At 65.7% G+C, this 25,247-nt stretch carries 18 protein-coding genes; 9 read left to right on the top strand and 9 right to left on the bottom strand.

What is annotated here, in order from left to right:
- Window positions 1–82: 82 nt before the first annotated feature.
- On the bottom strand, window positions 83–1,321 hold the full coding sequence (locus ACQR0W_RS01615) for a putative DNA modification/repair radical SAM protein (protein WP_315714871.1): 1,239 nt from the start codon (window positions 1,319–1,321) through the stop codon (window positions 83–85).
- A 183-nt stretch (window positions 1,322–1,504) separates the two neighbouring features.
- On the opposite strand from ACQR0W_RS01615, the gene ACQR0W_RS01610 reads away from it, so the two are divergent.
- From ACQR0W_RS01610 to ACQR0W_RS01590, 5 genes are all read left to right on the top strand, one after another.
- Window positions 1,505–2,299 carry an ImuA family protein gene (locus ACQR0W_RS01610; RefSeq protein ID WP_315749266.1) on the top strand — a complete coding sequence of 265 codons (795 nt, stop codon included), beginning with the start codon at window positions 1,505–1,507 and terminating at the stop codon, window positions 2,297–2,299.
- Complete coding sequence (locus tag ACQR0W_RS01605; RefSeq protein ID WP_316170543.1) at window positions 2,193–3,782, top strand: Y-family DNA polymerase; 1,590 nt, start codon at window positions 2,193–2,195, stop codon at window positions 3,780–3,782. The genes ACQR0W_RS01610 and ACQR0W_RS01605 overlap by 107 nt, the downstream gene beginning before the upstream one ends.
- 328 nt (window positions 3,783–4,110) lie before the next feature.
- Entirely contained in the window at window positions 4,111–7,728 is a 3,618-nt protein-coding gene (locus tag ACQR0W_RS01600; protein ID WP_316170542.1) for an error-prone DNA polymerase, read from the top strand.
- Between the two features lie 1,182 nt (window positions 7,729–8,910).
- Window positions 8,911–10,149 (top strand): efflux RND transporter periplasmic adaptor subunit, encoded by a 1,239-nt coding sequence (locus tag ACQR0W_RS01595; protein ID WP_409977890.1) that lies wholly within the window; start codon window positions 8,911–8,913, stop codon window positions 10,147–10,149.
- A gap of 42 nt (window positions 10,150–10,191) precedes the next feature.
- Window positions 10,192–13,314, top strand: a complete 3,123-nt coding sequence (locus ACQR0W_RS01590) for an efflux RND transporter permease subunit (protein ID WP_315714866.1) — start codon at window positions 10,192–10,194, stop codon at window positions 13,312–13,314.
- Here the strand turns inward: ACQR0W_RS01590 and ACQR0W_RS01585 are convergent.
- From ACQR0W_RS01585 to ACQR0W_RS01575, 3 genes are read right to left on the bottom strand one after another with little or no spacing between them, the layout of a single operon-like run.
- Window positions 13,311–13,451 carry a hypothetical protein gene (locus ACQR0W_RS01585; RefSeq protein WP_316170541.1) on the bottom strand — a complete coding sequence of 47 codons (141 nt, stop codon included), beginning with the start codon at window positions 13,449–13,451 and terminating at the stop codon, window positions 13,311–13,313. The two genes, ACQR0W_RS01590 and ACQR0W_RS01585, sit on opposite strands and share 4 nt — an antisense overlap.
- Entirely contained in the window at window positions 13,448–14,011 is a 564-nt protein-coding gene (locus ACQR0W_RS01580) for an ATP-binding cassette domain-containing protein (protein WP_316170540.1), read from the bottom strand. The genes ACQR0W_RS01585 and ACQR0W_RS01580 overlap by 4 nt, the downstream gene beginning before the upstream one ends.
- A 21-nt stretch (window positions 14,012–14,032) precedes the next feature.
- Window positions 14,033–14,218: a hypothetical protein gene (locus ACQR0W_RS01575; protein WP_316170539.1), complete on the bottom strand. Its 186-nt coding sequence runs from the start codon at window positions 14,216–14,218 to the stop codon at window positions 14,033–14,035.
- A gap of 25 nt (window positions 14,219–14,243) precedes the next feature.
- On the opposite strand from ACQR0W_RS01575, the gene ACQR0W_RS01570 reads away from it, so the two are divergent.
- Together ACQR0W_RS01570 and ACQR0W_RS01565 are read left to right on the top strand one after the other, a co-directional pair.
- Complete coding sequence (locus ACQR0W_RS01570; RefSeq protein ID WP_316170538.1) at window positions 14,244–15,323, top strand: AI-2E family transporter; 1,080 nt, start codon at window positions 14,244–14,246, stop codon at window positions 15,321–15,323.
- 299 nt (window positions 15,324–15,622) lie between these two features.
- A complete protein-coding gene (locus ACQR0W_RS01565) occupies window positions 15,623–16,789 on the top strand; it encodes a fatty acid desaturase (protein ID WP_409998604.1) in 1,167 nt (388 codons plus the stop codon).
- 102 nt (window positions 16,790–16,891) lie between these two features.
- Here ACQR0W_RS01565 and ACQR0W_RS01560 read toward each other — a convergent pair whose 3' ends face one another.
- The 3 genes from ACQR0W_RS01560 to ilvD form a co-directional block, all read right to left on the bottom strand.
- A complete protein-coding gene (locus tag ACQR0W_RS01560) occupies window positions 16,892–17,395 on the bottom strand; it encodes a hypothetical protein (protein ID WP_316170537.1) in 504 nt (167 codons plus the stop codon).
- A 414-nt stretch (window positions 17,396–17,809) separates the two neighbouring features.
- Window positions 17,810–18,775: an amidohydrolase family protein gene (locus tag ACQR0W_RS01555; RefSeq protein ID WP_316170536.1), complete on the bottom strand. Its 966-nt coding sequence runs from the start codon at window positions 18,773–18,775 to the stop codon at window positions 17,810–17,812.
- 216 nt (window positions 18,776–18,991) lie between these two features.
- Complete coding sequence (gene ilvD, locus ACQR0W_RS01550) at window positions 18,992–20,833, bottom strand: dihydroxy-acid dehydratase (protein ID WP_316170535.1); 1,842 nt, start codon at window positions 20,831–20,833, stop codon at window positions 18,992–18,994.
- 319 nt (window positions 20,834–21,152) lie between these two features.
- Between ilvD and ACQR0W_RS01545 the strand changes: the two genes are divergently transcribed.
- On the top strand, window positions 21,153–21,518 hold the full coding sequence (locus ACQR0W_RS01545) for a copper resistance CopC family protein (protein WP_315826320.1): 366 nt from the start codon (window positions 21,153–21,155) through the stop codon (window positions 21,516–21,518).
- 2 nt (window positions 21,519–21,520) lie between these two features.
- Complete coding sequence (locus ACQR0W_RS01540) at window positions 21,521–23,179, top strand: copper resistance D family protein (protein WP_315826319.1); 1,659 nt, start codon at window positions 21,521–21,523, stop codon at window positions 23,177–23,179.
- Window positions 23,180–23,185: 6 nt separating this feature from the next.
- On the opposite strand, the gene ACQR0W_RS01535 is transcribed toward ACQR0W_RS01540, so the two are convergent.
- Complete coding sequence (locus ACQR0W_RS01535; RefSeq protein ID WP_315826318.1) at window positions 23,186–23,692, bottom strand: DUF3455 domain-containing protein; 507 nt, start codon at window positions 23,690–23,692, stop codon at window positions 23,186–23,188.
- A gap of 99 nt (window positions 23,693–23,791) precedes the next feature.
- The gene (locus tag ACQR0W_RS01530) at window positions 23,792–25,006 is read right to left on the bottom strand and encodes an NADP-dependent isocitrate dehydrogenase (protein ID WP_315714857.1); all 1,215 of its coding nucleotides are present in this window, start codon (window positions 25,004–25,006) and stop codon (window positions 23,792–23,794) included.
- Between the last annotated feature and the right edge of the window lie 241 nt (window positions 25,007–25,247).

Below are 25,247 nucleotides of genomic sequence, written 5' to 3'. Positions count from 1 at the left end.
CGCGTCATTCCGGGGTTCGATGCTTCGTATCGCCCCGGAATGACGGCTGTTTCCTGGCTTCGGTCTTCGCCACGACGTTCAATTAGAACCCAAATCCCAGCTGCTGCGGTTTGGGCCGCAGCCGGGCTCTGAGGCTGGCACCGTCGAGCAGGGACGGCTGTGGCCGGTGGTCGGAGAGAACGATGAACGGCAGGACCTTGTTCCGGATCACGTTGAGCCGGGCGAGATCCGCAAAGCGGATCGTGGTGGTGCGGCGGGTGGCGAGGATGCGCTGCACGGTGCGGGTGCCGAAGCCGGGCACGCGCAACAGCTCCTCGCGGCTTGCTTTGTTGATGTCGAGCGGGAAGCGGTCGCGGTGGCGCAAGGCCCAGGCGAGCTTGGGGTCAATGTCGAGCGGCAGCATGCCTTCGTTCTCCTCGACGATCTCGTCGGCATCGAAGCCGTAGAACCGCATCAGCCAGTCGGCCTGGTACAGCCGGTGCTCGCGCACCAAGGGCGGCGCCTGCAGCGGCAGCGCGCGGCTGGCATCGGGGATCGGGCTGAAGGCGGAGTAATAGACGCGCTTGAGCTTGTAGGCGCCGTAGAGATTGGCTGAGGTCGACAGGATGACGCGATCGTTGGCGTCGTCGGCGCCGACGATCATCTGCGTGCTCTGGCCGGCCGGCGCGAAGCGCGGCGGCTTGGCCCGGCGCACCGTCTTCTTCGCCTCCGCCGTCTCGTCGAGCTTGAGCCGGAGACGGCCCATGGTGCGGCGGATGGCGCGCTGGTCCTTTTCCGGCGCGAGCGTCGTCAGGCTCGCCTCCAGCGGCGTCTCGATGTTGATGCTGAGCCGGTCGGCATAGCGGCCGGCCTCGGCGATCAGCGCCTCGTCAGCCTCCGGGATCGTCTTCAGATGGATGTAGCCGCGGAAGCGATGCTCCTCGCGCAATTTGCGCGCGACGCCCACGACCTGCTCCATCGTGTAGTCGGGGCTGCGGATGATGCCCGACGACAGGAACAGTCCTTCGATGTAGTTGCGGCGATAGAAGTCGATGGTCAGCTTCACCACCTCGTCGACCGTGAAGCGCGCGCGGGCCACGTTGGAGGAGGCGCGGTTGACGCAATACAGGCAGTCGAAGTTGCAGGCATTGGTCAGCAGAATCTTGAGCAGCGAGATGCAGCGTCCGTCCGGCGCATAGGAATGGCAGATGCCCATGCCGGGCGAGGTCGAGCCGAGGCCCTTGCCGTCGCGGGAATCCCGCATCTCGGTACCGCTGGAGGCGCAGGACGCGTCGTACTTGGCGGCATCGGCCAGGATCTCCAGTTTGCGCAACAGCTCCATGGCTTTGAATCCCTTTGATTCCATTCGTTGAATCACACCCGGGTCAATCCCGATTGACTCTCTCGAAGGCGTTAGCTTTATATTAGAACGTATCATGAACAAAGAAGGTCGTCGCGGGTTCACTGCCTGATCACTGAAACAACGGCAGCGCCCGCACGATGGATTGAAGAGGAGCGGCGACGGATGACCGGCGCACGCATGGATACGCTCGCGCGTCTGCGCGGCCGCATTGCCCGTCTCGAGGCGGGAGATGGCGCACATGATTTGCGCCGGGTCGCGCTCGGCCATGACGAGGCCGACGCGACCTTGCAGGGCGGGCTCGCGACCGGCGCGCTGCACGAGGTGTTCGCCGAGACCGGCCGCCAGGCGGCAGCCGCGACCGGCTTCCTGTGCGGGCTTGCCGCGCGTGTCGCCGCGCACCGGCCCCTGATCTGGATCCGGCAGGATTTCGCCGAGCGCGAGATGGGCGCGCTGTCGATGAGCGGGCTCGCCGAGCTCGGCCTCGATCCGCGCCGCATCGTCATCGTGTGCGCGCCCGATCTCGACCACGCCTTGCGCACCGCCGCCGACGCGCTCGCCTGCGATGCGCTCGGCAGCGTGATGCTGGAGGTGTGGGGGGAGACGCAAAAGCTCGATCTCGTCGCCAGCCGCAAGCTGACCCTGGCGGCGCAGGAATCCGGCGTCACCGCGCTCATGTTGCGCATTGCGGCTGCGCCCGAGCCATCGACCGCGGAGACGCGCTGGATCGTGCGCACCGCGCCGTCACCGCTCGTTGCCCCGTGGATGGCGTGGGGCGCGCCGCGCCTCGATGTCGAGCTCATTCGCAACCGTCACGGCCAGACCGGACGATGGATCATGGAGTGGACCCCCGATGCATGCCGTTTCAACGAACCGGCGGCGGATCCTCAGCCTGTGGCTGCCGCGCCTGCCCATCGATCGCATCAAAAGACAGCGGGCACTCACAGGCGCTCCGCCTGAGAGCAAGCCGCAGGTCGTCGTCATCAAGGACGCCAATGCGCTCTTGATCCATTCGCTGGACGAAGCGGCGGCGTGCCACGGTGTGTCGCTCGACCAGCCCTTGGCGAATGCCCGCGCGGTCTGTCCCGACCTCGTCGCGCACGAAGCCGATTTGGCGGCTGATGCAAAGATGCTGGAGAGCATCGCCGACTGGTGCGACCGCTTCACGCCGCTGGTGGCGCTCGACCCGCCGCATGGGTTGTCGCTCGACATCATCGGCTGCGTGCATCTGTTCGGCGGCGAAGCCAGGCTGATGCAGTCGGTCTGCGACGCGCTGACCGCGCATGGCCTCATTGTGTCGGCGGCGATCGCCTCCAACGCCGTCTGTGCGCGTACGCTGAACCGCCAGGTGCATGGCCGCATCGTGCCCGACGGCGAGGAGGCGGCCGCGGTGGCGCCGCTGCCGGTGGCCGCCCTCGGCGGCAGCGAGGCCATTACGCTCGGCCTGCGCCGAGCCGGCCTCAAGACCATCGGTGACGTCGCCGCGCGCGGCCGCAACGAGATCACCGCGCGGTTCGGCGCCGCCTTCACCCGCGTGCTGGCGCAGGCGCTGGGCGAGGCCGATGCGCCGATCAGCCCGCGCAAGGTCCCGCCGGACTACATCGTCGACAAGCGTTTTGCCGAGCCGGTCGCGACCGACACGGTGATTGCGGCCAGCCTCTCCCGTCTGGCCGCGATGCTGGTGGCGGCGATGGCGCAGCAGGGCAAGGGCGCGCGGCGGCTGGAGGCCTGCTTCTTCCGCACCGATGGAATGGTGCGCGTGATCACGGTCGACACCGGCCAGCCGGTCACCGAGGCCGCAATCATCGACCGGCTGTTCCGCGAGCGGCTCGAGGCGCTGAACGATCCGCTCGATCCCGGCTTCGGCTTCGACATGATCCGGCTCGCTGCTGGCCGCAGCGAGATCGTGGTGCAGCAGCAGCGCGATCTCGATGCCCATGTCCACGACAATGACGAGCTGTCGGCACTGATCGACCGCATCGCCGCGCGCATCGGCGGCAAGCGCGTGGTCGTGCATCTGCCGGTCGATACCCATGTTCCGGAGCGCGTGGCGCTGCCGCTGCCGGCGCAGCAAAATCTCGCCGCCGCCACTGCTGCCGCCTGGCCGGAGCGCGCCGAGGGCGAGCCGCCGCTGCGACCTCTGCGGCTGTTCGCGCACCCCGAGGCGATCCAGGTCATCGCCGGCGTGCCGGACGGCCCGCCCGCGCGCTTCGTCTGGCGCCGCGCCGCGCATGCCGTGGTCCGCGCCGAGGGCCCGGAGCGCATCGCGATGGAATGGTGGCGGCCGGACGGGCAGGGCCTCACGCGCGACTATTTCCGCGTCGAGGACGAGCACGGCCTGCGCTTCTGGCTCTATCGCGACGGGTTGTATGACCGTGAGTTCGAGCAGCCTGAGGGCCCGCCGGTGCAGCCCGCCTGGTACATGCATGGCCTGTTCGCATGAGGGTCGGGATCGTACATCTCTCGCGGCGATCTCGCTGCTCACCCTCCCCTGGAGGGGGAGGGTCGGCTCGCATGCGCGCATGCGAGCCGGGGTGGGGTGACAGACCATCCGCACCTGCGGTGCTCGTCGAAGCCAACTCACGCACGGCTGAGAAGAGCGGGCCCAATGACGACCGGTTGCTGGGCTCACCCCACCCCGCCGCGCGCTCTGCGCGCGTCGACCCTCCCCCTCCAGGGGAGGGTGGGCACTTGTGCAAGGCGACTTGTTGCTCATCACCTGCAGGGAGCGGGCAACGCGGCATCGTCAACGCAGCCTCCGCGATCGCGCCATGACTCCCATCCCCTATGCCGAGATCGGCGTCACCACCAATTTCTCCTTCCTGCATGGTGGTTCGCATCCGCAGGACTATGTGCACCAGGCCGCCGAATATGGCCTCACCGCCATCGGCATCGCCGACCACAACACGCTGGCCGGCATCGTGCGCGCCTATAGCGAGCTGAATAACGACCGGCTCAGCTACAAGCCGAAGCTGCTCTACGGCGCGCGGCTGGTGTTCACCTGCGGCACGCCGGACATCCTGGTCTATCCGCGCGACCGCGCCGCGTACGGCCGGCTGTGCCAGCTGCTCACCCGCGGCAAGCGCGGCAGTGACGCGGACAAGGTCGCCAAAGGCGATTGCCGCCTGAGCTTCGAGGACCTGTTTGAGTTCATCGAGGGACAGTTGCTGGTGCTGATGCCGCCGCATCGCTTCGACGAAGCCGCGCTCACCACCATTCTCACGCGGCTGAAAGACAGCCCCGCCGAAGGCGTGTGGCTGGCCGGCAGCCTGCTGTATCGCGGCGACGATCGGCGCCGGCTGGCGCGGCTGTCGCGCCTCGCAGCTTCAAGCGAGGTGCCGCTGATCGCCACCAATGACGTGCTCTATCATCATCCTCGACAGCGGATGCTGCAGGATGTGCTGACCTGCATCCGCGAGAAAGCCTCGATCGAGGCCATCGGCCGAAGGCTCCAGGCCAATGCCGAGCGCCATCTCAAGCCGGGACACGAGATGGCGCGGCTGTTCCGTGACCACCCCGACGCTGTGACCGAGACGCTCCGTTTCACCGACCGCATCGTGTTCTCGCTCGACCAGCTCAAATATCAATATCCCGACGAGCCGGTGCCGCCGGGCAAGACCGCGCAGGGGCATCTGCAGGATTTGACCTGGGCCGGCGCCAAGACCTATTTCGGCGACCATCTCGATGACAAACTGCGCGCTGTCCTCGACAAGGAGCTGGCGCTGATCGCCGAGCTCAACTACGCGCATTATTTCCTCACGGTTCACGACATCGTCCACTACGCCCGCAGCCAGGGTATCCTGTGCCAGGGCCGCGGCTCGGCGGCGAACTCGGCCGTGTGCTACGTGCTCGGCATCACCTCGGTCGATCCGACCAAGATCGACCTGCTGTTCGAGCGCTTCATCTCCAAGGAGCGGCTGGAGCCGCCCGATATCGACGTCGATTTCGAGCATTCGCGACGCGAGGAGGTGATGCAATATGTCTATCGCCGCTACGGACGGCACCGCGCGGCGATCATCGCCACTGTCATCCATTATCGTCCGCGCAGCGCCATTCGCGACGTCGGCAAGGCGCTGGGCCTGACCGAGGACGTCACCTCGGTGCTCGCCGACACCGTGTGGGGCAGCTGGGGCGACGGCCTCTCCGACATGCAGGTGCGCCAGGCCGGGCTCGATCCCGCCAATCCGATGATCCGCCGCGCCGTGGAGCTGGCATCGGAGCTGATCACCTTCCCGCGTCATCTGTCGCAGCATGTCGGCGGCTACGTGCTGACGCAGGATAGACTTGATAGTTACGTCCCGATCGGCAATGCCGCGATGGACGACCGCACCTTCATCGAGTGGGACAAGGATGACGTCGATGCGTTGTCGATGATGAAGGTCGACGTGCTCGCGCTGGGCATGCTGACCTGCATCCGCAAATGCTTCGACCTGATCGTCGATCACAAGGGCAAGCGATACGTGCTCTCCGATATCCGCTCGGAGGACGATAACGAAGTCTACCGGATGCTGCAGCGAGGCGAGTCGCTCGGCGTGTTCCAGGTCGAGAGCCGCGCGCAGATGAACATGCTGCCGCGGCTGAAGCCGCGCACCTTCTATGATCTCGTCATCGAGGTCGCGATCGTCCGGCCCGGGCCGATCCAGGGCGACATGGTGCATCCCTATCTGCGCCGCCGCAACAAACTGGAGAAGGTGAGCTATCCGTCGCCGTCGCCGGATCACGGCCCGGCGGACGAGCTCTACAAGGTGCTGCACAAGACGCTCGGCGTGCCCTTGTTCCAGGAGCAGGCGATGCGGATCGCGATCGAAGCCGCCAAATTCTCGCCCGAGGAGGCTAACGGCCTGCGCCGCGCGATGGCGACCTTCCGCAACGTCGGCACCATCGGCTCTTATGAAGAGAAGATGGTCAGCAGCATGATCGCGCGCGGCTACGATCCCGCCTTCGCCAAGAGCTGCTTCGACCAGATCAAGGGCTTTGGTTCCTACGGCTTTCCGGAAAGCCATGCTGCGAGCTTCGCCCAGCTCGTCTATGTCTCGTCCTGGCTGAAATGCTTCCACCCCGACGCGTTCTGCTGCGCGCTCTTGAACTCGCAGCCGATGGGTTTTTACGCGCCGGCCCAGATCGTCGGTGACGCCCGCAAGAACGGCGTCGAGATCCGGAACATCGACGTGTCCTACAGCTTCGCCGACAACACGCTTGAAGATACCGACGACAAATACTGCGCCGTTCGCCTCGGCTTCCGCCAGATCGACGGCTTCCGCTGGATCGACCGCGACGAGGAGCGGATCAAGCGATTGTCGGAGACGGTGCGGAAGGAAGCGCAGGCGGCTTCCACATCGTCTTTGCCCGCTATCTCCGCGCCGTCATTCCGGGGCGCGCGTAGCGCGAGCCCGGAATCCATAACCACGATCGGGAGTATGGATTCCGGGCTCGCGCTACGCGCGCCCCGGAATGACGGCGCGGAGAGAGGTGTTTTTAACTCACAAGCACCCGATGCATTTGGAGAGCACGACGCAAATGCGTTGCCGCGGAATGACAACGAGAAACAAACTCATATGTTGCTGTCGGATGTCGACCGCGAGGACGACTGGGCCGACCGCATCATCCAGGCGCGCGGCCGCGGCCCCTTCACCTCGCTCGAAGACTTCGCCCGCGACACCGCTCTGCCCAAGCGTGCGCTGCTGCTGCTGGCCGATGCGGATGCGTTCCGCTCGCTCGGGCTCGACCGTCGCGCCGCGCTCTGGGCCGTGCGCCGGCTGCCCGACGACGTGCCGCTGCCGCTGTTCGAGGCTGCCATCGCCCGCGAGCAGCCGGACGAGGGCGCCAGGCCGCTGCCCGAGATGCCTCTACCGGAGCACGTCGTCGCGGACTATCAGACCATCCGCCTGTCGTTGAAGGGGCACCCGATGGAGTTCCTGCGCGAGCGTTTCGCTGCCGAAGGCGTGCTGGCCTGCCGCGACGTCAATGATGCCAACGACCGCCGTCGCGTCCGGTGCGCCGGCGTGGTGCTGGTGCGGCAGCGGCCGGGCAGCGCCAAGGGCGTCGTGTTCATGACCCTGGAGGACGAGACCGGCATCGCCAACATCGTGGTGTGGCCGAAGGTGATGGAGACCTTCCGCAAGGAGGTGATGGGCGCGCGCCTGGTGCTGGTCGAAGGCCGCATCCAGAGCAGCCCGGAGAAAGTGGTCCATCTCGTCGCCGAGCGCCTGGTCGACCGCAGCGCCGATCTCGCGCTGCTGTCGGACGATCGTCTCGGTGCCGTGCCGCACGGCCCGATGCCCGTCGAGCCGCTCAACGACGACCGCCGCGATCATCCCGACACTCCCTCCCAGCGCGTCAGCCACCCCCGCAACGTCCGCATCCTGCCGCGCTCGCGGGATTTTCATTGAGGGGACCGCGGACTTGTTGCGACATGGTGGGCACGGCACTTCGTGCGATCCTTCGCATCGACTAAGCGCCTTTGCCTACCCTATGGTTCTTTATGAGTTGAGAGATGGGCGCCACGAATTGTAGGGTGGGCAAAGGCGCGACGCGCATCGCGCGTCGTGACGTGCCCACCGGCCGTCACACGGTACTCACCGTCATATTCATATGGAGTGCAGTGACGCGATTCAGAAATTCAGAATAATCGCGTCTCGCCCCAAAATTCTACTTTCAATTTTTCCGAAATCATGCTCTATTGTCGCCATCCCGCTCCACCGAGAAGGGGCGTAGCGCGCGATCGTCACGACACGCGGGGCGGGGAGCGATGGCTGCGAGATGCCGCAGCGCGGGGCGAGGCCTTGCGCGGACGAACGGCAGCTTGCGGACGCGAAGGCGTGTGGTCCTGGCGCCCCGATGCTGGCGCCAAGTCTGCGGGCGATGATCCCGCCGACGACGGTGGCTAACAAGCCGGACACCGGGGAGAGCGCGCAGTAAGCGTGAAAACCATCGCGCAGGGAAGGCCGGGCGATCTCGGCTGCACCTGTGGTTCCTGCCGCCTGCATTTTTTTTCGCAGGCGGGCCGCAGGCGTCAGCCGACGCCTGGCCTTCCCTGCGCCCTCCTCACGAGAGGGTGAAACGGTCGGCAAGACTCGGACGCATCTGCGCCGCGAGACTACGTATTCATGTGCGCGTCACAGTCACCTGATCGAGGCTGCACTCGATGATCGCACGATGGACCGTCGCCCATCGCAGGGCCATGGAAACCATGACTCGATTTTGGAGGAAAAGCGCGACGTCGCGATCTCGTCCGAGCCGGAACGCAAACCCGGAGCATGGACGTGAGGCCGGAGTAGGTGCGTACCCGCGGAGGTTGGCCTGCAGGCCGGCAACACCGTCACGGCGATCCCCTGCGGCCCGATGCTTTCATGGTGCGTCGCGGTGGAACCGCGATTGCCCAAAACGAGCTGAATGCAAGCTGAACGGCTGTCGTTCAACTTTCAAATTTTTAAAGCAAAACGGAGGCGAGTTGGGCGATTTTTAGGTTGTTTAAAGCTCCAGTTCCGCACTATTAGCGCGACGATGAGACCGCCAGAGCCGGAATCGTCGACCGATCACGCGAGCCGATCTGACCAGCCATGGCGTCTGACATGAACCCATCCCCCCAGATGCTCAGCACCAAGCGGTTGCTGATCGGCCTTGCTGCCCTGGCGATGGCCGGCGCGGGCGGCTATGGCTACATGCAAGTCCGGTCGGAGACGGCTGCGAAAGACAATATCGAGCTCTCCAGCCAGTCCAAACGCAACGGCACCACCTTTACGCCGTCGGCAGCGGAATGGTCGACGCTGACGATCGAGCCGGTGTGTGAGAAGATATTTCGTGCCGAGCATGTTACCGAGGGCAAGGTTGCCGTCGACGAGGATCGCTCGACACCGGTTTTCTCGCCCTATGCCGGCCGCGTCACCAAGCTGCTGGCGCGCCCGGGTGAGACGGTGCGCCAGGGCCAGCCGCTGTTCGTGATCGAGGCCGCCGACACCGTGCAGGCCCAGAACGATTTCATCGCCGCCATCACCGCGATGAACAAGGCGAAGTCCGCGCTCGACCTCGCCGATATCCAGTACAAGCGCGCCAAGGACCTGTTCGAAGGCCGGGCGATCCCGCTGAAGGATTTTCAGCAGGCGGAGGCGACCTCCGTTCAGGCCCAGAACGACATGCGGTCGTCACAAACGGCCCTGGAGGCGGCGCGCAACAAGCTGCGCATCCTCGGCTTCACGGATGCTGCGATCACCGATTTTCAGAGCAAGGGCGTGATCGACCGCGAGATCACGATCTACTCGCCGATCACCGGTACGGTCGTGCAGCGCAAGGTCGGCCCCGGACAATATGTCAACTCCGGCGCGAGCGACCCGGTCTTCGTGATCGGCGATCTCTCCACCGTCTGGCTCACGGCGTTCGTCCGCGAGAGCGACGCGGCGCTTGTGAACATCGGCGAGGAGATTCTCGTCAACGTGCTGGCGCTGCCCGGCCGACCGCTCAAGGCCAGCATCAACTACGTCGCCGCTTCGATCGATCCGGCGAGCCGCAGGCTGCTCGTCCGCGCGACCATCGACAACAAGGATGGCCTGCTGAAGCCCGAGATGTTCGCCAATGTGACGATCTATTCGCCGGGCGAACAGCCCGCGGTCGCGGTGCCCCGCCAGGCACTGATCTACGAAGGCAATCAGGTCCGCGTCTGGGTCGCCCGTCCCGACAAGTCGATCGAGCTGCGCAAGATCAAGACCGGTTTGATCAACGGCGACCAGGTCGCGGTCGAAAGCAATCTGAGCGCGGGCGAGCAGATCGTCACCAAGGGCAGCCTGTTCATCGATCGCGCAGCCTCGGGCAGCTGAGATGCGCTTCTCCTGCATGCCTTCCTGAAAGTGCCGATCTGAATGGACCGTCTCGTCGCCATCGCCGTTCAGCGGCGCTTCCTGATGGTCGGAATGTTCGTCGCCGTCCTGATCGGGGGTCTGATCGCATTCCGCCAGCTCAACATCGAGGCCTATCCCGATCCGACCCCGCCGATGGTCGACATCGTGACGCAGAGCCCCGGCCTCTCGGCCGAGGAGATCGAGCGTTACATCACGATCCCGATCGAGACCCAGGTCGCCGGCATCAAGAACCTGCGCACCATTCGGACGATCTCGCTGTACGGCCTGTCCGACGTCAAGCTGCAGTTCTCGTTCGACTACACCTACGACGAGGCCCTGCAGCAGGTGCTGAACCGCCTGTCGCAATTGTCGCCGCTGCCCGGCAACGTCACGCCGCAAATCTCGCCCTTGAGCGCGGTCGGCGAGATCTATCGCTACCGGCTGCGCGGTCCGCCCGGCTACAGCGTGCTCGACCTCAAGACCTTGCAGGACTGGGTGCTGCAGCGGCGCTTCCGCGCCGTGCCGGGTGTCATCGACGTTACCGGCTGGGGCGGCAAGACCAAGACCTATGAGATCCAGGTCGACTTCAACAAGCTGGTCGCCAACGGCCTGACCCTGCCGCAGCTCCTGCAGGCGGTCGGCAACTCCAACATCAATGTCGGCGGCAACACGGTCGAGATCGGCACGCAGTCGGCGGTCGTGCGCGGCGTCGGCCTGATCCGCTCGATGGAGGACCTTGCCAGCACCATGGTGTCGCAGAGCGGCGGCAATCCGGTGCTGGTGAAGGACGTCGCCAATGTCACGGTGGCGGAGAAGCCACGGCTCGGTATCGCCGGCCTCAACAACAACGACGACATCGTCCAGGGCATCGTGCTGATGCGGCGCGGCGAGCAGAGCTCGCCGACCATCGCGCGGGTCGAGCAACTGGTCGACCAGATCAACAGCTCCAGCATCCTGCCGCCCGGCGTGCGGATCGAGCGCATCTACGACCGCAAGGACCTGATCGATACCACGACGCACACTGTGCTCCACAACATGGTGGTCGGCATCGGCCTGATCGTGCTGCTGCAGTGGGTGTTTCTCGGCAATCTGCGCAGCGCGCTGATCGTCGGCGCCACGATTCCGTTTGCGTTGTTCTTCGCCGTCATCATCCTGGTGCTGCGCGGCGAGTCCGCCAACCTGCTGTCGGTCGGCGCGATCGATTTCGGCCTGATCGTCGATGCCACCGTCATCATGGTCGAGGCGATCTTCCGCCGGCTGACGCAAACCACGCCATTGTCCGAGGCCGAGGAGAGCCACATCTCGCCGGAGACGATGATGGGCATGAAGAGCCACGCGATCCTGTCGGCGGCTGCCGACGTGTCGCGCTCGATCTTCTTTGCCGCGGCGATCATCATCGCCGCCTTCCTGCCGCTGTTCACCCTGAGCGGCGTCGAGGGCAACATCTTCGGGCCGATGGCGCGCACCTATGCCTATGCGCTCGCCGGCGGTCTGCTTGCGACCTTCACCGTGACGCCGGCGCTGAGCGCGATCATCCTGCCGGCACATGTCGAGGAGACCGAGACCCGGCTGATGCGGCTGCTGCACGCGATCTATTCGCCGGTGCTGCGCTGGGCGGTGGGCAACCGCAATCTGGTGATGACCGGCGCGATCGGTCTCGTGCTGCTGACCGCGGTGGTCGGCCGGCTGCTCGGGCTCGAATTCCTGCCCAAGCTGGAGGAGGGCAATCTCTGGATCCGCGCGACCCTGCCGCCGACGATCTCGCTGCAGGAGGGCAATGCCTATGTCAACGAGATGCGCAAGATCATCCGCGCGCGGCCCGAGGTCGAGGCGGTGGTCTCGCAGCACGGCCGTCCCGACGATGGCACGGACGCGGCCGGCTTCTTCAATGCCGAGTTCTTCGCGCCGCTGAAGCCGGTCAAGGACTGGCCCGGCACCAAGGACAAGGACCAGCTCACCGCGGAGCTCTTGAAGCAGCTCGACGACCGCTTTCCCGGCGTCGAGTTCAACTTCTCGCAATATCTGCAGGACAACGTCTCGGAAGCCGTGTCCGGCGTGAAGGGCGAGAACTCGATCAAGCTCTATGGCAATGATCTGCAGGCGCTGACGGACACCGCCAACAAGATCAAGCAGGTGCTGTCGACGGTGCAGGGCGTCACCGATCTTGCGGTGTTCACCTCGCTCGGCCAGCCGACGGTGCAGATCGACATCGATCGGGCCAAGGCTGCGCGCTACGGGCTGGCGCCCGGTGACATCAACGCCACCATCAAGGTGGCGATCGGCGGCGACACTGCGGGCGATCTCTACGAGCCCGGCTCCGACCGGCATTTCCCGATCATCGTTCGTCTGGCGCCGGAATATCGCAAGAGCGCGGAGGCGATCGAGAATTTGCGCATCGGCGCGCAGGGGCCGAACGGCATCACCCAGATTCCTCTGAGCGAGGTCGCGACCATCAAGCTGGTCTCGGGCGCAGCCTATATCTATCGCGAGCAGCAGGAGCGCTATCTGCCGATCAAGTTCTCGGTGCGCGAGCGCGACCTCGGCAGCGCGATCCAGGAGGCGCAGCAGAAGGTCGCCGAGCAGGTGCAGCTGCCGCCGGGCTCGCGCGTCGAGTGGGTCGGCGAGTTCGGCAATCTCCAGGACGCGATCAAACGGCTGTCGATCGTGGTGCCGATCAGCCTCGCGCTGATCGGCGTGCTCCTGTGGTTCAATTTCGGCTCGATGGCCGACACCTTGCTCGCCATGAGCGTGATCCCGATGGCGATCTTCGGTGGCGTGGTCGGCCTCGTTTTGACCGGCATTCCGTTCAGCGTGTCCGCGGCGATCGGCTTCATCGCGCTGTTCGGCATCGCCGTGATGGACGGCATCATCATCCTTTCGCAGTTCAACCAGCTGATCGACGAGGGCGTCGACCGCATCGAGGCGGTCATCCGCACCGGCGAATTGCAGCTGCGTCCGGTGCTGATGACCTGCGTCGTCGCCGGCATCGGGCTGATGCCGGCCGCGGTGTCGACCGGCATCGGCTCGCAGGTGCAGAAGCCGCTCGCGATCGTCGTGGTCACCGGCATGATGCTGGCGCCGGTGGTCATCCTCATCACGTTGCCGGTCCTGATCTCGCTGTTCTCGCGGCGACGGGTCCGCTAGATGCGCATGTGCTCGTCGATGCGCGCGGCGGAGTCACGATCGACCGCGGCGGCATCGACGATCTCGCCGCGCTTGAACACGAGGTATCTGTCGCTGATCGAGAGCGCGAATGGCAGATGCTGCTCGACCACGATCATGGAAGATGCCGATCTCGCGCCGGACGCGCACCAGCGCCTCGGACAGCCGGTCGACGACGGACGGCTGCAGACCTTCCGTGACCTCGTCGAGCAGCAGCACGTCGGGCTTCGCCATCAGCGCGCGCCACGATCAGCATCTTCTGCTCGCCGCCGGACAGCGTGCCGGCCCGCTGGCTCAGCCGCTTGGTCAGCACCGGAAACCAGCCGCCGACCTGCTCGAAACGCGCGGTCATGTCATCGTCCGTGAGCACGCCAAGTCTGAGATTGTCGCGGACCGACAGGTCCTGGAACAGCGCATGTTCCTGGGGAACATAGACCAGCCCCATCTTCCGCTTCAGATGCGACGCTATTCGCGTCACGTCCTTGCCTGCAAGTTTCACTCGGCCGCGCCAGGCCGGCAGGAAGCCGACGATGGCCTTGAGCAGCGAGGTCTTGCCCATGCCGTTCTTGCCGACGATGGCGAGGGTTTCGGCTTTGCCGAGCGCAGAACCGACATTGCTGATCACCTCCCACGAGCCGTAGCCGCTTGCCAGCTCGTCGACGTCCAGAACGCTGCTCATTTGCTGAGTTTCAGAAGCAGTTTATTTTTCGCGCAGGCTCTTGAAATCGGCGTTGTTGCTGGAACGGCAGACAAAATCGGCATTCTGGAGCATGTTTTCGCCAGCAACATCGCGTCGTGGCAGGGGCCAAAGCCGAATTCGAACGTTGACCATCTCGCGACCAGGCGGCAAACCGTCCGCCGTGGAGGAAGGAACGGTCCAACTCACGGTCCCGGTCCGATAGGAAAGCCAGATGCGTAGCCTCGAAGACCGAGCCCTGCTTCTCTTGCTCGTCGCGATATCGCTGATGTTCGGGTGGATCCTGCTGCCGTTCTACGGCGCGGTTCTGTGGGGCGTCATCGGCGTCATCGTCTTCGTTCCGCTGCACCGCTGGCTGTCGCGATCGATGCACGGCCGACACGGCCTGGCAGCGGCCGTCGTGGTGTTGATCTTCGTCGTGATCGTCATCCTTCCGCTGTCACTGATCGGGGCGTCGCTGGCGCAGGAGGCCTCCGGAGTCTACAAACAGATGCAGTCCGGTCAGCTCGACATCGGACAGTACTTTCGGAAGATGCTGGCCGCGCTTCCGACATGGGTGGTCGATCTGCTCAACCGCTTCGGGCTCGGCAGCCTCGCCGGAATGAAGGACAAGCTGTCAGCCGGCCTGCTGAAGGGCAGCGAGGTCATTGCGAGCCAGGCGCTCGTGATCGGACAGGGGACGTTCGAGGTCTTCGTCAATCTGTTCATCATGGTCTATCTGCTGTTCTTCCTGCTGCGTGACGAAGAGACGCTATCGGAGCGCATCAAGAGCGCCATTCCCCTGCGCCCGGAGCAACGCGATGCTCTGCTGCGCAAATTCACGGTGGTCATCCGCGCGACGGTTAAGGGCAGCCTGCTCGTCGCTCTGGCGCAAGGCGCGCTGGGCGGCCTGATGTTCTGGTTCCTCGGCATCAACGCGCCCCTGCTGTGGGCGGTCGTGATGGCCTTCCTGTCCCTGCTTCCGGCAGTGGGAGCGGGCCTCGTCTGGTTTCCGGTCGCGCTCTATCTCCTGGCCACCGGATCGATCTGGCAGGGCGTAGTCCTGATCGCCTATGGCGCCCTCGTCATCGGCCTCGTCGACAATGTCCTGCGTCCGATCCTGGTCGGACAGGACACCAAGATGCCCGACTATGTGGTGCTGATTTCGACATTGGGCGGGATCGAGGCATTCGGCCTCAACGGGTTCGTCATCGGGCCCGTGATCGCGGCAATGTTTATCGCAATCTGGGACATTTTCTCCACCTCGCGTCGCGAGGGCGCCGTGGCGCAGGATGCCTCGCGCGGGACGGGGTGAGGGGAACGCGGTGCACAATCGAAGCGGCATTTCACCGGGCGGATTAACGGATCGTAACCCGTCCTCTCCTAGCAATGAGGCGTTCGACGGGTTAAGTTTCATTGATCCGCCGCACGCGCTCTTTACCCGTCTCCTGACGGGCGTCCGCATCCCAGACTTTCTCGTCCAGAGCGGTTCATCGCCGGGCGCACGATGAACCATTTGGCTTCGACGGCGGTTAAACCGACGAAAGCTCGTGATTTCGAACTCCTGCAGCCCGTTCGGCGCTGCGCAGAGGTCCATTTGGCCGCGGTCGCGCCATGCGCGATCGCCAAGAACACAAGGTGGAGACGACATTGCAGTTCGATCAGCCAGTCGCGATGGCGACTGTGCCGCCCAAGGACCGCGCCACGCTGCGCGCCGGCGACGACGAGGGCCGCGCGGCGGCCGACGCCCGCTACTGGATGCAGATTCTCAGCAGCTATCGCACGCCAAACCGCGTCCGCAGCGTCACCGAGCTGGTGATCACGGCGGTGCCGCTGGTGGCGCTGTGGGCGGCAGCCTGGTTCGCATTCTCGCTCGGCCATGCCTGGGCGTCGTTGCTCATCGCGATTCCTGCTGGCGCCTTCCTGGTGCGCCTGTTCATGATCCAGCACGATTGCGGCCACGGCACCTTCTTCGCCGGGCGTCAGGCGAACGACTGGGTCGGCCGCGTCCTCGGCGTGCTGACCCTGACACCTTACGACTGGTGGCGGCGCACCCACGCGATCCACCACGCCAGCAGCGGCAACCTCGACCGGCGCGGCATCGGCGACATCGATACGTTGACGGTGCGGGAATATCAGGCGCGATCGACCTGGGGCCGTCTGCGCTACCGGCTGTACCGCCACCCGCTGGTCATGTTCGTCGCCGGACCCGCCTACCTGTTCTTCCTGCAGCACCGCCTGCCGTTCGGCCTCATGCGCGCCGGCTGGTCGCCCTGGGTCAGCACGATGGCGACCAATTTCGGCATCGCCCTGATCGTCGCCGGGTTGGTGTGGCTGATCGGCATCCAGGCGTTCCTGGTCGTGCATCTCCCGATCATGCTGCTCGCCGCCATGGCCGGGGTGTGGCTGTTCTATGTCCAGCATCAGTTCGAGCACACCGTCTGGGAGCGGAGCGAGCGCTGGACGCAGCAGCAGGCCGCGCTCTACGGCAGCTCACATTATGACCTGCCGGCATGGCTGCACTGGCTCACCGCCAATATCGGCATCCACCACGTCCACCATCTCTCGAGCCGGATTCCCTATTACAGGCTGCCGGTGGTGCTGCGCGATCATCCCGAGCTGCGCGAGATCGGCCGCATCACGCTGCCCGAGAGCCTGCGCTGCGTCCGGCTGGTGCTGTGGGACGAGTCGCAGCGCCGGCTGGTGTCGTTCCGCGAAGCCGGAGCGGGAGCATTGGAGCTTCGGACAACGACACCGAAGCTCGCTGGGCCACAACCATAGTACGTAGATCAGGCAGAGGCGCGCGAACGACCTGCCCACATACAAGTTCTGAGCCGGCGGATTGAGCCGTCAGATGGAAACCCAGGCGCGACCGCGCGCGTCTCAGGCCGCGCCGCTTTGTTTGGCCGGTGCCTGTCGTTGGGCCGCCGACCAGGATGCGTGGAACCAGCCGCCGAGGCCCCAGGGGTGAGTCCGTTCCAACCAGATGAACGGTCCCATCGGCGTTTCAAACTTGCCGGGCTGGGGCCCGACCACACCCCGACCATGCAGCAACTCGCCCTGCCAGCCTTCGTTCTTGGAGCCTTCCGCGCCGACATGAAGCCGGTAGGCCCAGGGCTCGGTGTCCATGATGACGTTGCCCTGCGCCGTCTTCATCCAGGCGATGGTGTCGGCGTGGATCGCACCAAAGGGATGGAAAGGACGGTCCTCGGGGACGCCGACGAACACGCCGACGCCGGTCTTGACCGTCGCGCCGGCGGCGATCGTCACGGGCTCGCCTTTCTGATCGTACAGCACGCCGTGCCAGTTCTGCGATTTCGTGCCCGGCGCAGTGACGATGATCTGGTAGGCGAGGCGCGGCTCGTCGAGGAGCGGCTTTTGTGACATGATCGTCTCCCATCCATGCGGGCCGGGCGTGACCGCCGGGACACGTGCGGCCCTATGCTGACGCAGTATCGGCACGGCGCTAGATCGGGCGTTGATCTGAATCAACCATCACGAGTGGAATGCAATTTCAGATTGAGTAAAGGCTGGTGCGGAGTGTCAGCGGACGCACCGTGCCCACCGCCCGTCGGTCGTAGTAATCGACCTCATAGTAGGACGGCGGGCACGCATCTCCCTTCACTCTGTCGAGCGAAGGCAGATGCCTTGTCCGTCCTGCGGGCTAAAGGCTCAATCCCTCACCACGCGCACGGCGCCCTTCGCGGCGCCTGAGGCGAACGCGGCGTAGGCCTTCAGGGCGGCGTAGCATCGTGCGGCGGGTTACGCTGCGCTAACCCGCCCTACGGACTAACAACGCCATCAAAACCCGTACAGCTTCGCCGGATTATCGACCAGGATCTTCTTGCGGACCGCGGCGTCCGGCGCCCAGACCGGGAGCTGGTTCATCAGGCGGCCGTCGTCGATCGGATAGAAGGGCCTGATATCCGTGACCTTCAGTTCGGGATGCGGCGACGAATCCGGGTGGGGCCAGTCGGTGCCCCAGACGATGCGGTCCGGGTTGGCTTCGATCAGGGCCTTCGCGAACGGGATCACATCGGTGTAGTCGGGACCGCGGGTCGAGGCGCGGTAGGCGCCGGAGATCTTCACATAGGCCTTGCCGCTGCGGACGAGCTCGACCAGATCGGCAAAACCCGGCTGCCCGAGGCCGAGATCGGCCTGCGCGCCGCCGAAATGGTCGAACACGGCCGGCACGGGCGATTGCATCACGAGGTCCTTGATGGCCGCGATCATCGCCGTGTTGGTGTAGAGCTGGACGTGCCAGCCCCGCGCCTTCATCCGCTCGACCGCGGCCTGGAAGCGGGCGCGGCCGACATTGGGGTCATTGATGCCACCGGTCGCGAGATTGAGGCGGATGCCGCGGAAGCCCTCGGCATGCATGGCATCCAATTGCGCCTCGGTGGTCTTGTCGTCGATGACGGCGACGCCGCGCGCGTCATTGCCGCGCGCCTTCATCCCGTACAGCGTCGCGGAGTTGTCGGTGCCGTAGACGCTTGGCGTCACGATCACCACGCGCTGGATGTGCAGGGCCTTGTGCAGCGCCGCCATCTCCTCGGGCAGGGCCGGCTCCGGCGTGTAGACGCGGTTCGCTGCAAACGGGAATTGTTTCGGATCACCGTGGATATGGGTGTGGCAGTCGCAGGCTTGCGCCGGCACGTCGAAATCGACCGGGGTCGAAGGTTGCGCCGGCTTGGCGCGGGCGGCTGTCGTGGTCATCGTCACTCCGGCGGCAAGCGAGGCGAGCAGCAGGCTGCGGCGGTTCAGCATGGCGATCCTTCCCAGGGCCTGGCGCGTGCATTGTGGCTGACGCGCTCATTGTCGATGAAGGGAGCCTGAACCCGCTGTCGTCAGTGGGCAACAACGAAGTGCGGCATGGCTGTTCGCAGGACGAGAGCGAGACGAGGAAGTCTATGGTGAGGCCGCGGCCGCCGGCCGCAGCAACCGGTCGGAAAGGACCGGTGCTGCCGACCGAACAGATCGGTCTTACTCCTTGACGATCCGCACCGCGCCCTTGGCGGCGCTCGACGCGAACGCGGCGTAGGCCTTCAGCGCGGTCGAGACCTTGCGGGCGCGCGTCTTCGGCTTCCAGGCTTGATCGCCCCTCGCCTCCATCGCGGCGCGGCGGTTGGCGAGCTCCTCGTCGGACACTGCGAGATGAATGGTGCGGCTGGGAATGTCGATCTCGATGCGGTCGCCGTCCTGCACCAGGCCGATCAGGCCGCCCTCGGCGGCTTCCGGCGAGACGTGGCCGATCGACAGCCCCGAGGTGCCGCCGGAGAAGCGGCCGTCGGTGATCAGGGCACAGGCCTTGCCGAGGCCCTTCGACTTCAGATAGCTGGTCGGATACAGCATCTCCTGCATGCCCGGGCCGCCGCGCGGGCCCTCATAGATGATGACGACGACGTCGCCGGCCTTGATCTTGTTGGTCAGGATCGCTTCGACCGCCGCGTCCTGGCTCTCCATCACGCGCGCAGGACCCGAGAACTTCAGGATCGAGGCATCGACGCCCGCGGTCTTCACGATGCAGCCGTCGCGCGCGATGTTGCCGGTCAGCACCGCGAGGCCGCCATCCTTGGAATAGGCATGCGCGAGGTCGCGGATGCAGCCCTTCTCGCGATCGAGATCGAGCTCCTGATAGCGGCGGTCCTGGCTGAACGCGACCTGCGTCGGCACGCCGCCGGGGGCGGCCATGTAGAAGTTCTTCACGCTCTCGCTCGACGTTTGGCGGATGTCCCAGCGCTCCAGCGCCGATGCCAGCGAGGCCGAATGCACGCTCGGCAATTCGGTGTGCAGCAGGCCGGCGCGGGCGAGCTCGCCGAGGATGCCCATCACGCCGCCGGCGCGATGCACGTCCTCCATGTGCACGTCGGCCACGGCCGGCGCGACCTTGCACAGGCAGGGGACCTTGCGCGAGAGGCGATCGATGTCGGTCATGGTGAACGGGATCTCGCCCTCATGGGCGGCGGCGAGCAGATGCAGCACGGTGTTGGTCGAGCCGCCCATCGCGATGTCCATGCTCATCGCGTTCTCGAACGCCTTGAAGTTGGCGATGTTGCGGGGGAGCACGGACGCATCGTCCTGCTCGTAATAGCGGCGGGCGAGGTCGACGACGAGATGACCGGCCTCGACGAACAGGCCGCGGCGGTCGGCATGGGTCGCCAGCACCGAGCCGTTGCCGGGCAGCGACAGGCCGAGCGCCTCGGTCAGGCAGTTCATCGAATTCGCCGTGAACATGCCCGAGCAGGAGCCGCAGGTCGGGCAGGCCGAGCGCTCCATCACCTCGACATCGGCATCCGACACCTTGTCGTCGGCGGCCACGATCATCGCGTCGATCAGGTCGACCTTGCGCAGCTTGCCTTCGATGTTGACCTTGCCGGCCTCCATCGGGCCGCCGGAGACGAATACCGCGGGGATGTTGAGGCGCATCGCGGCCATCAGCATGCCGGGCGTGATCTTGTCGCAGTTGGAGATGCAGACCATGGCGTCGGCGCAGTGCGCGTTGACCATGTATTCGACGCTGTCGGCGATCAGCTCGCGCGACGGCAGGCTGTAGAGCATGCCGTCATGGCCCATCGCGATGCCGTCGTCGACGGCGATCGTGTTGAACTCCTTGGCGACGCCGCCGGCCTTCTCGATCTCGCGGGCGACCAGCTGGCCGAGGTCCTTGAGGTGAACATGGCCGGGCACGAACTGGGTGAAGGAGTTGACGACGGCAATGATCGGCTTGCCGAAATCCTCGTTGGTCATGCCGGTGGCGCGCCACAGGCCGCGGGCGCCGGCCATGTTGCGGCCATGGGTGGAGGTGCGGGAGCGATAGGCGGGCATGACGGTTTCCTTAGGCGTTCCTCGGGATCAGGCAATGTTGGTCCGCGGGCGGAAGGGTCCCGACAACCGACGGACGGCAATGATGCGGCGAGGCATACAGCGAAGTGCTTGATGATTCGACCCTAAATTTCGCTGTTCCGGGATGCCCTGCGGGCAGGGCCGGGGCCACGTGCCGCTGCCGGAGGGGCCGGCCGGCCCCGGTCACGCGTTTGTGGCTACGTGGGGAACAGGAAGGTCGCTTAGATTAGAACGGTCGAGTTTTGTTCGCCCCGATCCAGCCCGAACGTTCCTGCCGCAGCCTCCGCCGCCCGCGCGTCCCATGCCGTCCGTCATCCGCTTCCGCCACCTGCCGACCCTTGCCGCGCTGCTTCTGGGCGTTCCCGGCGCCGCCTCGGCCCACGCCATCATCGTCTCGTCGCAGCCCGCGGCGGGTGGCACCATCGAGACGCAGACGACAATGATCCGGCTGCGCTTCAACAGCCGCATCGATCACGCCCGCTCGCGGCTGAAGCTGCGCGCGCCCGACGGTGCCGAGCAGGCGCTTTCTCCGGCAGTCGATGCGCCGGCCGACGAGATCGACGCCGAGGCCAAGGCGCTCAGCCCCGGCGCCTGGCACCTGCAATGGCAGGTGCTCAGCGTCGATGGCCACATCACCCGCGGCGACATTCCTTTCAACGTGCGCTAGCCGTGTCGCTGTTGCTCGACATCTTCGGCTATCTCTCGGTGGTGCTGCGCGGCCTGACCCTGCTGGCACAGTCCTTCACCATCGGCGGCTTGGCATTTCTGCTGTTGCTGCTGCGCCCGCTACGGCAAAGGCTGTCCGCTGACGCGATCGTGGTCGGGAAGCGCGGCCAGCGCTTCCTGCGCCGAAGCGCATTCGGCTGGTTCGCGGTCGTGCTGGCTTCGCTCGCAGTCAACATGGGCGCGCTGATCGGGACGCTCGATCTGTCGCTCGGCGCGGCGGCGAGCGCGGATTTCGCACGCTCCGGCCTGGCTGTTGCCGCGTGCGCGCTCGGCATCGCCGTGCTCGCCCGGACCGGCAGCTGGGCCGCCTGGCGCGTCCTGACGCTGACCGTGCTGGCCGTCTCAGCGCTGCTGCTGCAGCTCAACCTGACGCACGCGGCGAGCCGGCTCGAGGTGCGCTGGCCGCTGCTCGCCGCCGACTTCCTTCACATGCTCGGCGCCGGCGTCTGGATCGGCGGCCTGCCGTATTTCATGATGGCGCTGAACGGCTGCAAGGCGGATGACGATCAGCGCAGAATCGGACGGCGCTACTCGTTGATGTCGATGGTCTCGGTGGCGGCGATCGTGCTCGGCGGCATCGTGATGGCGATCGCCTATCTCGGCTCGTTCGCGGCGATCTACGGTACGGCCTATGGTGTGATGACCTCGGCCAAGGTCGCGATGCTGCTGATGCTGCTCGCGCTCGGGGCGGGCAATTTCCTGGCTGTGGAGCGCCTGCGCCGCCGTGATCCCGCAGCGCCGCTGCTGCGGATGAAGCGCTTCGTCGAGGTCGAGCTCGGCATCGGGTTGACGGTGCTCCTGACGGCGGGCTCGCTGACGTCGCTGCCGCCGGGCATCGACCTCAGCCAGGACCGCCTGAACTGGGCCGAGATCGTCGAGCGCGCCGCGCCGCAACGGCCGCGGCTGACCAGCCCCTCGGTCGACCAGCTCACGATCTCGCAGTTGCAGGCGAGGATCGACGCCGCCGACGCGCAGCGCGTGACGGCGCCGCAAGCCTACGTGCCGGGCGAGGGCGTGATCCTGCCGCGCAGCGCCGCCGACATCGCCTGGTCGGAATACAACCACCATTGGGCCGGCATCTTCGTCGTGCTGATCGGCCTGCTGGCGCTGATCGAACGCTTCGCGTGGGGCGGCTTCGCGCGGCACTGGCCGTTGCTGTTCCTGGTGATGGCGGCGTTCCTGTTTCTCCGCGCCGACGAGATGGCCTGGCCGCTCGGCCCGATCGGCTTCTTCGCGTCGCTGCGCGATCCCGAAGTGGCGCAGCACCGGCTGTTCGTGGTGCTGATCGTCCTGTTCGGCCTGTTCGAATGGCGGGTGCGGCTGCGCGGGCAACAGGCGGGGCGGGCGGCGCTGGTGTTTCCGCTGACGGTCGCCGCCGGCGGCGCGCTGCTGCTGACCCATTCGCACGCCATCGCCAACATCAAGGATCAGCTCCTGATCGAGATGAGCCACACGCCGCTGGCGCTGTGCGGCATCATCGCCGGCTGGGCGCGCTGGCTCGAGCTGCGCCTGGACGGCCGCATCAGCCGCGCCGCCGCCTGGGTCTGGCCGGTGGCCTTCGTGCTGGTCGGGCTGATCCTGCTGGATTATCGCGAGGCGTGAGCAGCCTTACTGCTTCTGCAGGAACACGTAGTCCGCGGAATAGGCCACGCTGCGGAGTTGCCCGGCGGTCTCGCAGGCGCCCTCCAGCTTGCCGCCCGACGTGTTGATCCGCTGCACGGTGGTGACGTCCGACAGCACGCCCTTGCTGCCGCGGTGGGAGACGACGGCGAGCTTCAGCCAGGGGATGTCGTTGTCGGTGGCCCCGATGGCGGTGCCCTGGACGCGGCCGCCGACGATCGAGCCGTCCTGGTGCTCCCAGCTCGGGCCGGCGTAGTGCCGACCGACAGTCTTGCCGTCCTCGAACAGACTGGCGATCGGTTCGCGAAAGGTCCAGGCGAGCTTGCCGTCCTTGTCGGTCTTGCAGTCGTAGACCTGCGCGCCTTCGGCATGCAGCGTCAGCACGGCCTTTTCGCCGGCGGCGATCAGCGCGTCGGGAATCGTGGTCTCTGCAGCGTAGGAGGAGCCGATCTGGGCCCCGAGCAACAGCAGGGCGAGCGATGAGGTCAAGCGCATGATCAGGTTCCTCGACAGCAGGAGTGAAACAGAAACGGGCCACGCTTGTAGCGCGGCCCGTTGATAGGTGACGAAACCAGAAGGCGAAAGTGGGGAAACTTACGCCGCCATCGCCTTGGTTAGGTTCTCGGCGATCTTGTCGAGGAAGCCGGTGGTCGAGAGCCAGCGCTGATCGGCGCCGACCAGGAGCGCGAGGTCCTTGGTCATGTAGCCGGACTCGACGGTGTCGACGCAGACCTTCTCCAGCGTGGCGGCGAACTTCGCCAGTTCGGCGTTGTTGTCGAGCTTGGCGCGGTGCGACAGGCCGCGGGTCCAGGCGAAGATCGAGGCGATCGAGTTGGTCGAGGTCTCCTTGCCCTTCTGGTGCTCGCGGAAGTGGCGGGTCACCGTGCCGTGGGCCGCCTCGGCCTCGACGGTCTGGCCGTCCGGGGTCATCAGCACCGAGGTCATCAGGCCGAGCGAGCCGTAGCCCTGCGCCACGGTGTCGGACTGCACGTCGCCGTCATAGTTCTTGCAGGCCCAGACATAGCCGCCCGACCACTTCAGCGCCGCGGCGACCATGTCGTCGATCAGGCGGTGCTCATAGGTGATCTTCTTGGCCTCGAACTTGTCCTTGAACTCCTTCTCGTACACCTCCTGGAAGATGTCCTTGAAGCGGCCGTCATAGACCTTCAGGATGGTGTTCTTGGTCGACAGGTAGACCGAGTAGTTCTTGGCGAGGCCCATGTTGAGCGAGGCGCGGGCGAAGTCGTAGATCGACTCGTCGAGGTTGTACATCTCCATCGCGACGCCGGCGCCGGGCGCCTTGAAGACCTCCTTCTCGATCACGGTGCCGTCGTCGCCGACGAACTTCATCGTCAGCACGCCCTTGCCGGGGAACTTGAAGTCGGTGGCGCGGTACTGGTCGCCATAGGCGTGGCGGCCGATGATGATCGGCTTGGTCCAGCCGGGAACGAGGCGCGGCACGTTCTTGCAGATGATCGGCTCGCGGAACACGACGCCGCCGAGGATGTTGCGGATGGTGCCGTTCGGCGACTTCCACATCTCCTTGAGGCCGAACTCCTTCACCCGGGCCTCGTCCGGGGTGATGGTGGCGCACTTCACGCCGACGCCGACCTTCTTGATGGCGTTGGCCGCATCGATCGTGATCTGGTCGTTGGTCTTGTCGCGGCTTTCCATCCCCAGGTCGAAATACATCAGGTCGATATCAAGGAAGGGGTTGATCAGCTTGTCCTTGATGTACTGCCAGATGATCCGGGTCATCTCGTCGCCGTCGAGCTCGACGACCGGGTTGGTCACCTTGATTTTTGCCATGATCGATGGGGCCTTCTTGGGAACAGCGCGCCAGGAATGGAAAGCGCTTGTGAAATCAAGCGCGTCATAGCACTGCTGCACCGCGGGCGGAAGCGCACCCGGTATGCGTCCGGTGCTGATTTTCGCAGCCCGCTCATGCGGTGGGCAACGGCAGGCCGCGGGCCGGCCTGCCGTTTCGCGCAAACTGCAAAATTCAGGCGTAAGCCGATTATTTTGCTTGAGAATTCTCATCGGCCGGGCC

The organism is Bradyrhizobium sp. HKCCYLRH1034 (genome assembly GCF_051168375.1).
GTDB lineage: Bacteria > Pseudomonadota > Alphaproteobacteria > Rhizobiales > Xanthobacteraceae > Bradyrhizobium.
Note: the sequence above shows the minus strand (reverse complement) of the source record. Positions and strands in the feature narration are given on the sequence as shown.

Coding starts and splice junctions, on each gene's coding strand:
- ACQR0W_RS01570 (WP_316170538.1), top strand. CDS start 14,244: ATGCGTAGCCTCGAAGACCGAGCCCTGCTTCTCTTGCTCGTCGCGATA.
- ACQR0W_RS01555 (WP_316170536.1), bottom strand. CDS start 18,775: ATGCTGAACCGCCGCAGCCTGCTGCTCGCCTCGCTTGCCGCCGGAGTG.
- ilvD (WP_316170535.1), bottom strand. CDS start 20,833: ATGCCCGCCTATCGCTCCCGCACCTCCACCCATGGCCGCAACATGGCC.
- ACQR0W_RS01595 (WP_409977890.1), top strand. CDS start 8,911: ATGAACCCATCCCCCCAGATGCTCAGCACCAAGCGGTTGCTGATCGGC.
- ACQR0W_RS01590 (WP_315714866.1), top strand. CDS start 10,192: ATGGACCGTCTCGTCGCCATCGCCGTTCAGCGGCGCTTCCTGATGGTC.
- ACQR0W_RS01565 (WP_409998604.1), top strand. CDS start 15,623: ATGCGCGATCGCCAAGAACACAAGGTGGAGACGACATTGCAGTTCGAT.
- ACQR0W_RS01535 (WP_315826318.1), bottom strand. CDS start 23,692: ATGCGCTTGACCTCATCGCTCGCCCTGCTGTTGCTCGGGGCCCAGATC.
- ACQR0W_RS01610 (WP_315749266.1), top strand. CDS start 1,505: ATGACCGGCGCACGCATGGATACGCTCGCGCGTCTGCGCGGCCGCATT.
- ACQR0W_RS01545 (WP_315826320.1), top strand. CDS start 21,153: ATGCCGTCCGTCATCCGCTTCCGCCACCTGCCGACCCTTGCCGCGCTG.
- ACQR0W_RS01530 (WP_315714857.1), bottom strand. CDS start 25,006: ATGGCAAAAATCAAGGTGACCAACCCGGTCGTCGAGCTCGACGGCGAC.
- ACQR0W_RS01615 (WP_315714871.1), bottom strand. CDS start 1,321: ATGGAGCTGTTGCGCAAACTGGAGATCCTGGCCGATGCCGCCAAGTAC.
- ACQR0W_RS01585 (WP_316170541.1), bottom strand. CDS start 13,451: ATGATCGTGGTCGAGCAGCATCTGCCATTCGCGCTCTCGATCAGCGAC.
- ACQR0W_RS01600 (WP_316170542.1), top strand. CDS start 4,111: ATGACTCCCATCCCCTATGCCGAGATCGGCGTCACCACCAATTTCTCC.
- ACQR0W_RS01580 (WP_316170540.1), bottom strand. CDS start 14,011: ATGAGCAGCGTTCTGGACGTCGACGAGCTGGCAAGCGGCTACGGCTCG.
- ACQR0W_RS01560 (WP_316170537.1), bottom strand. CDS start 17,395: ATGTCACAAAAGCCGCTCCTCGACGAGCCGCGCCTCGCCTACCAGATC.
- ACQR0W_RS01605 (WP_316170543.1), top strand. CDS start 2,193: ATGCATGCCGTTTCAACGAACCGGCGGCGGATCCTCAGCCTGTGGCTG.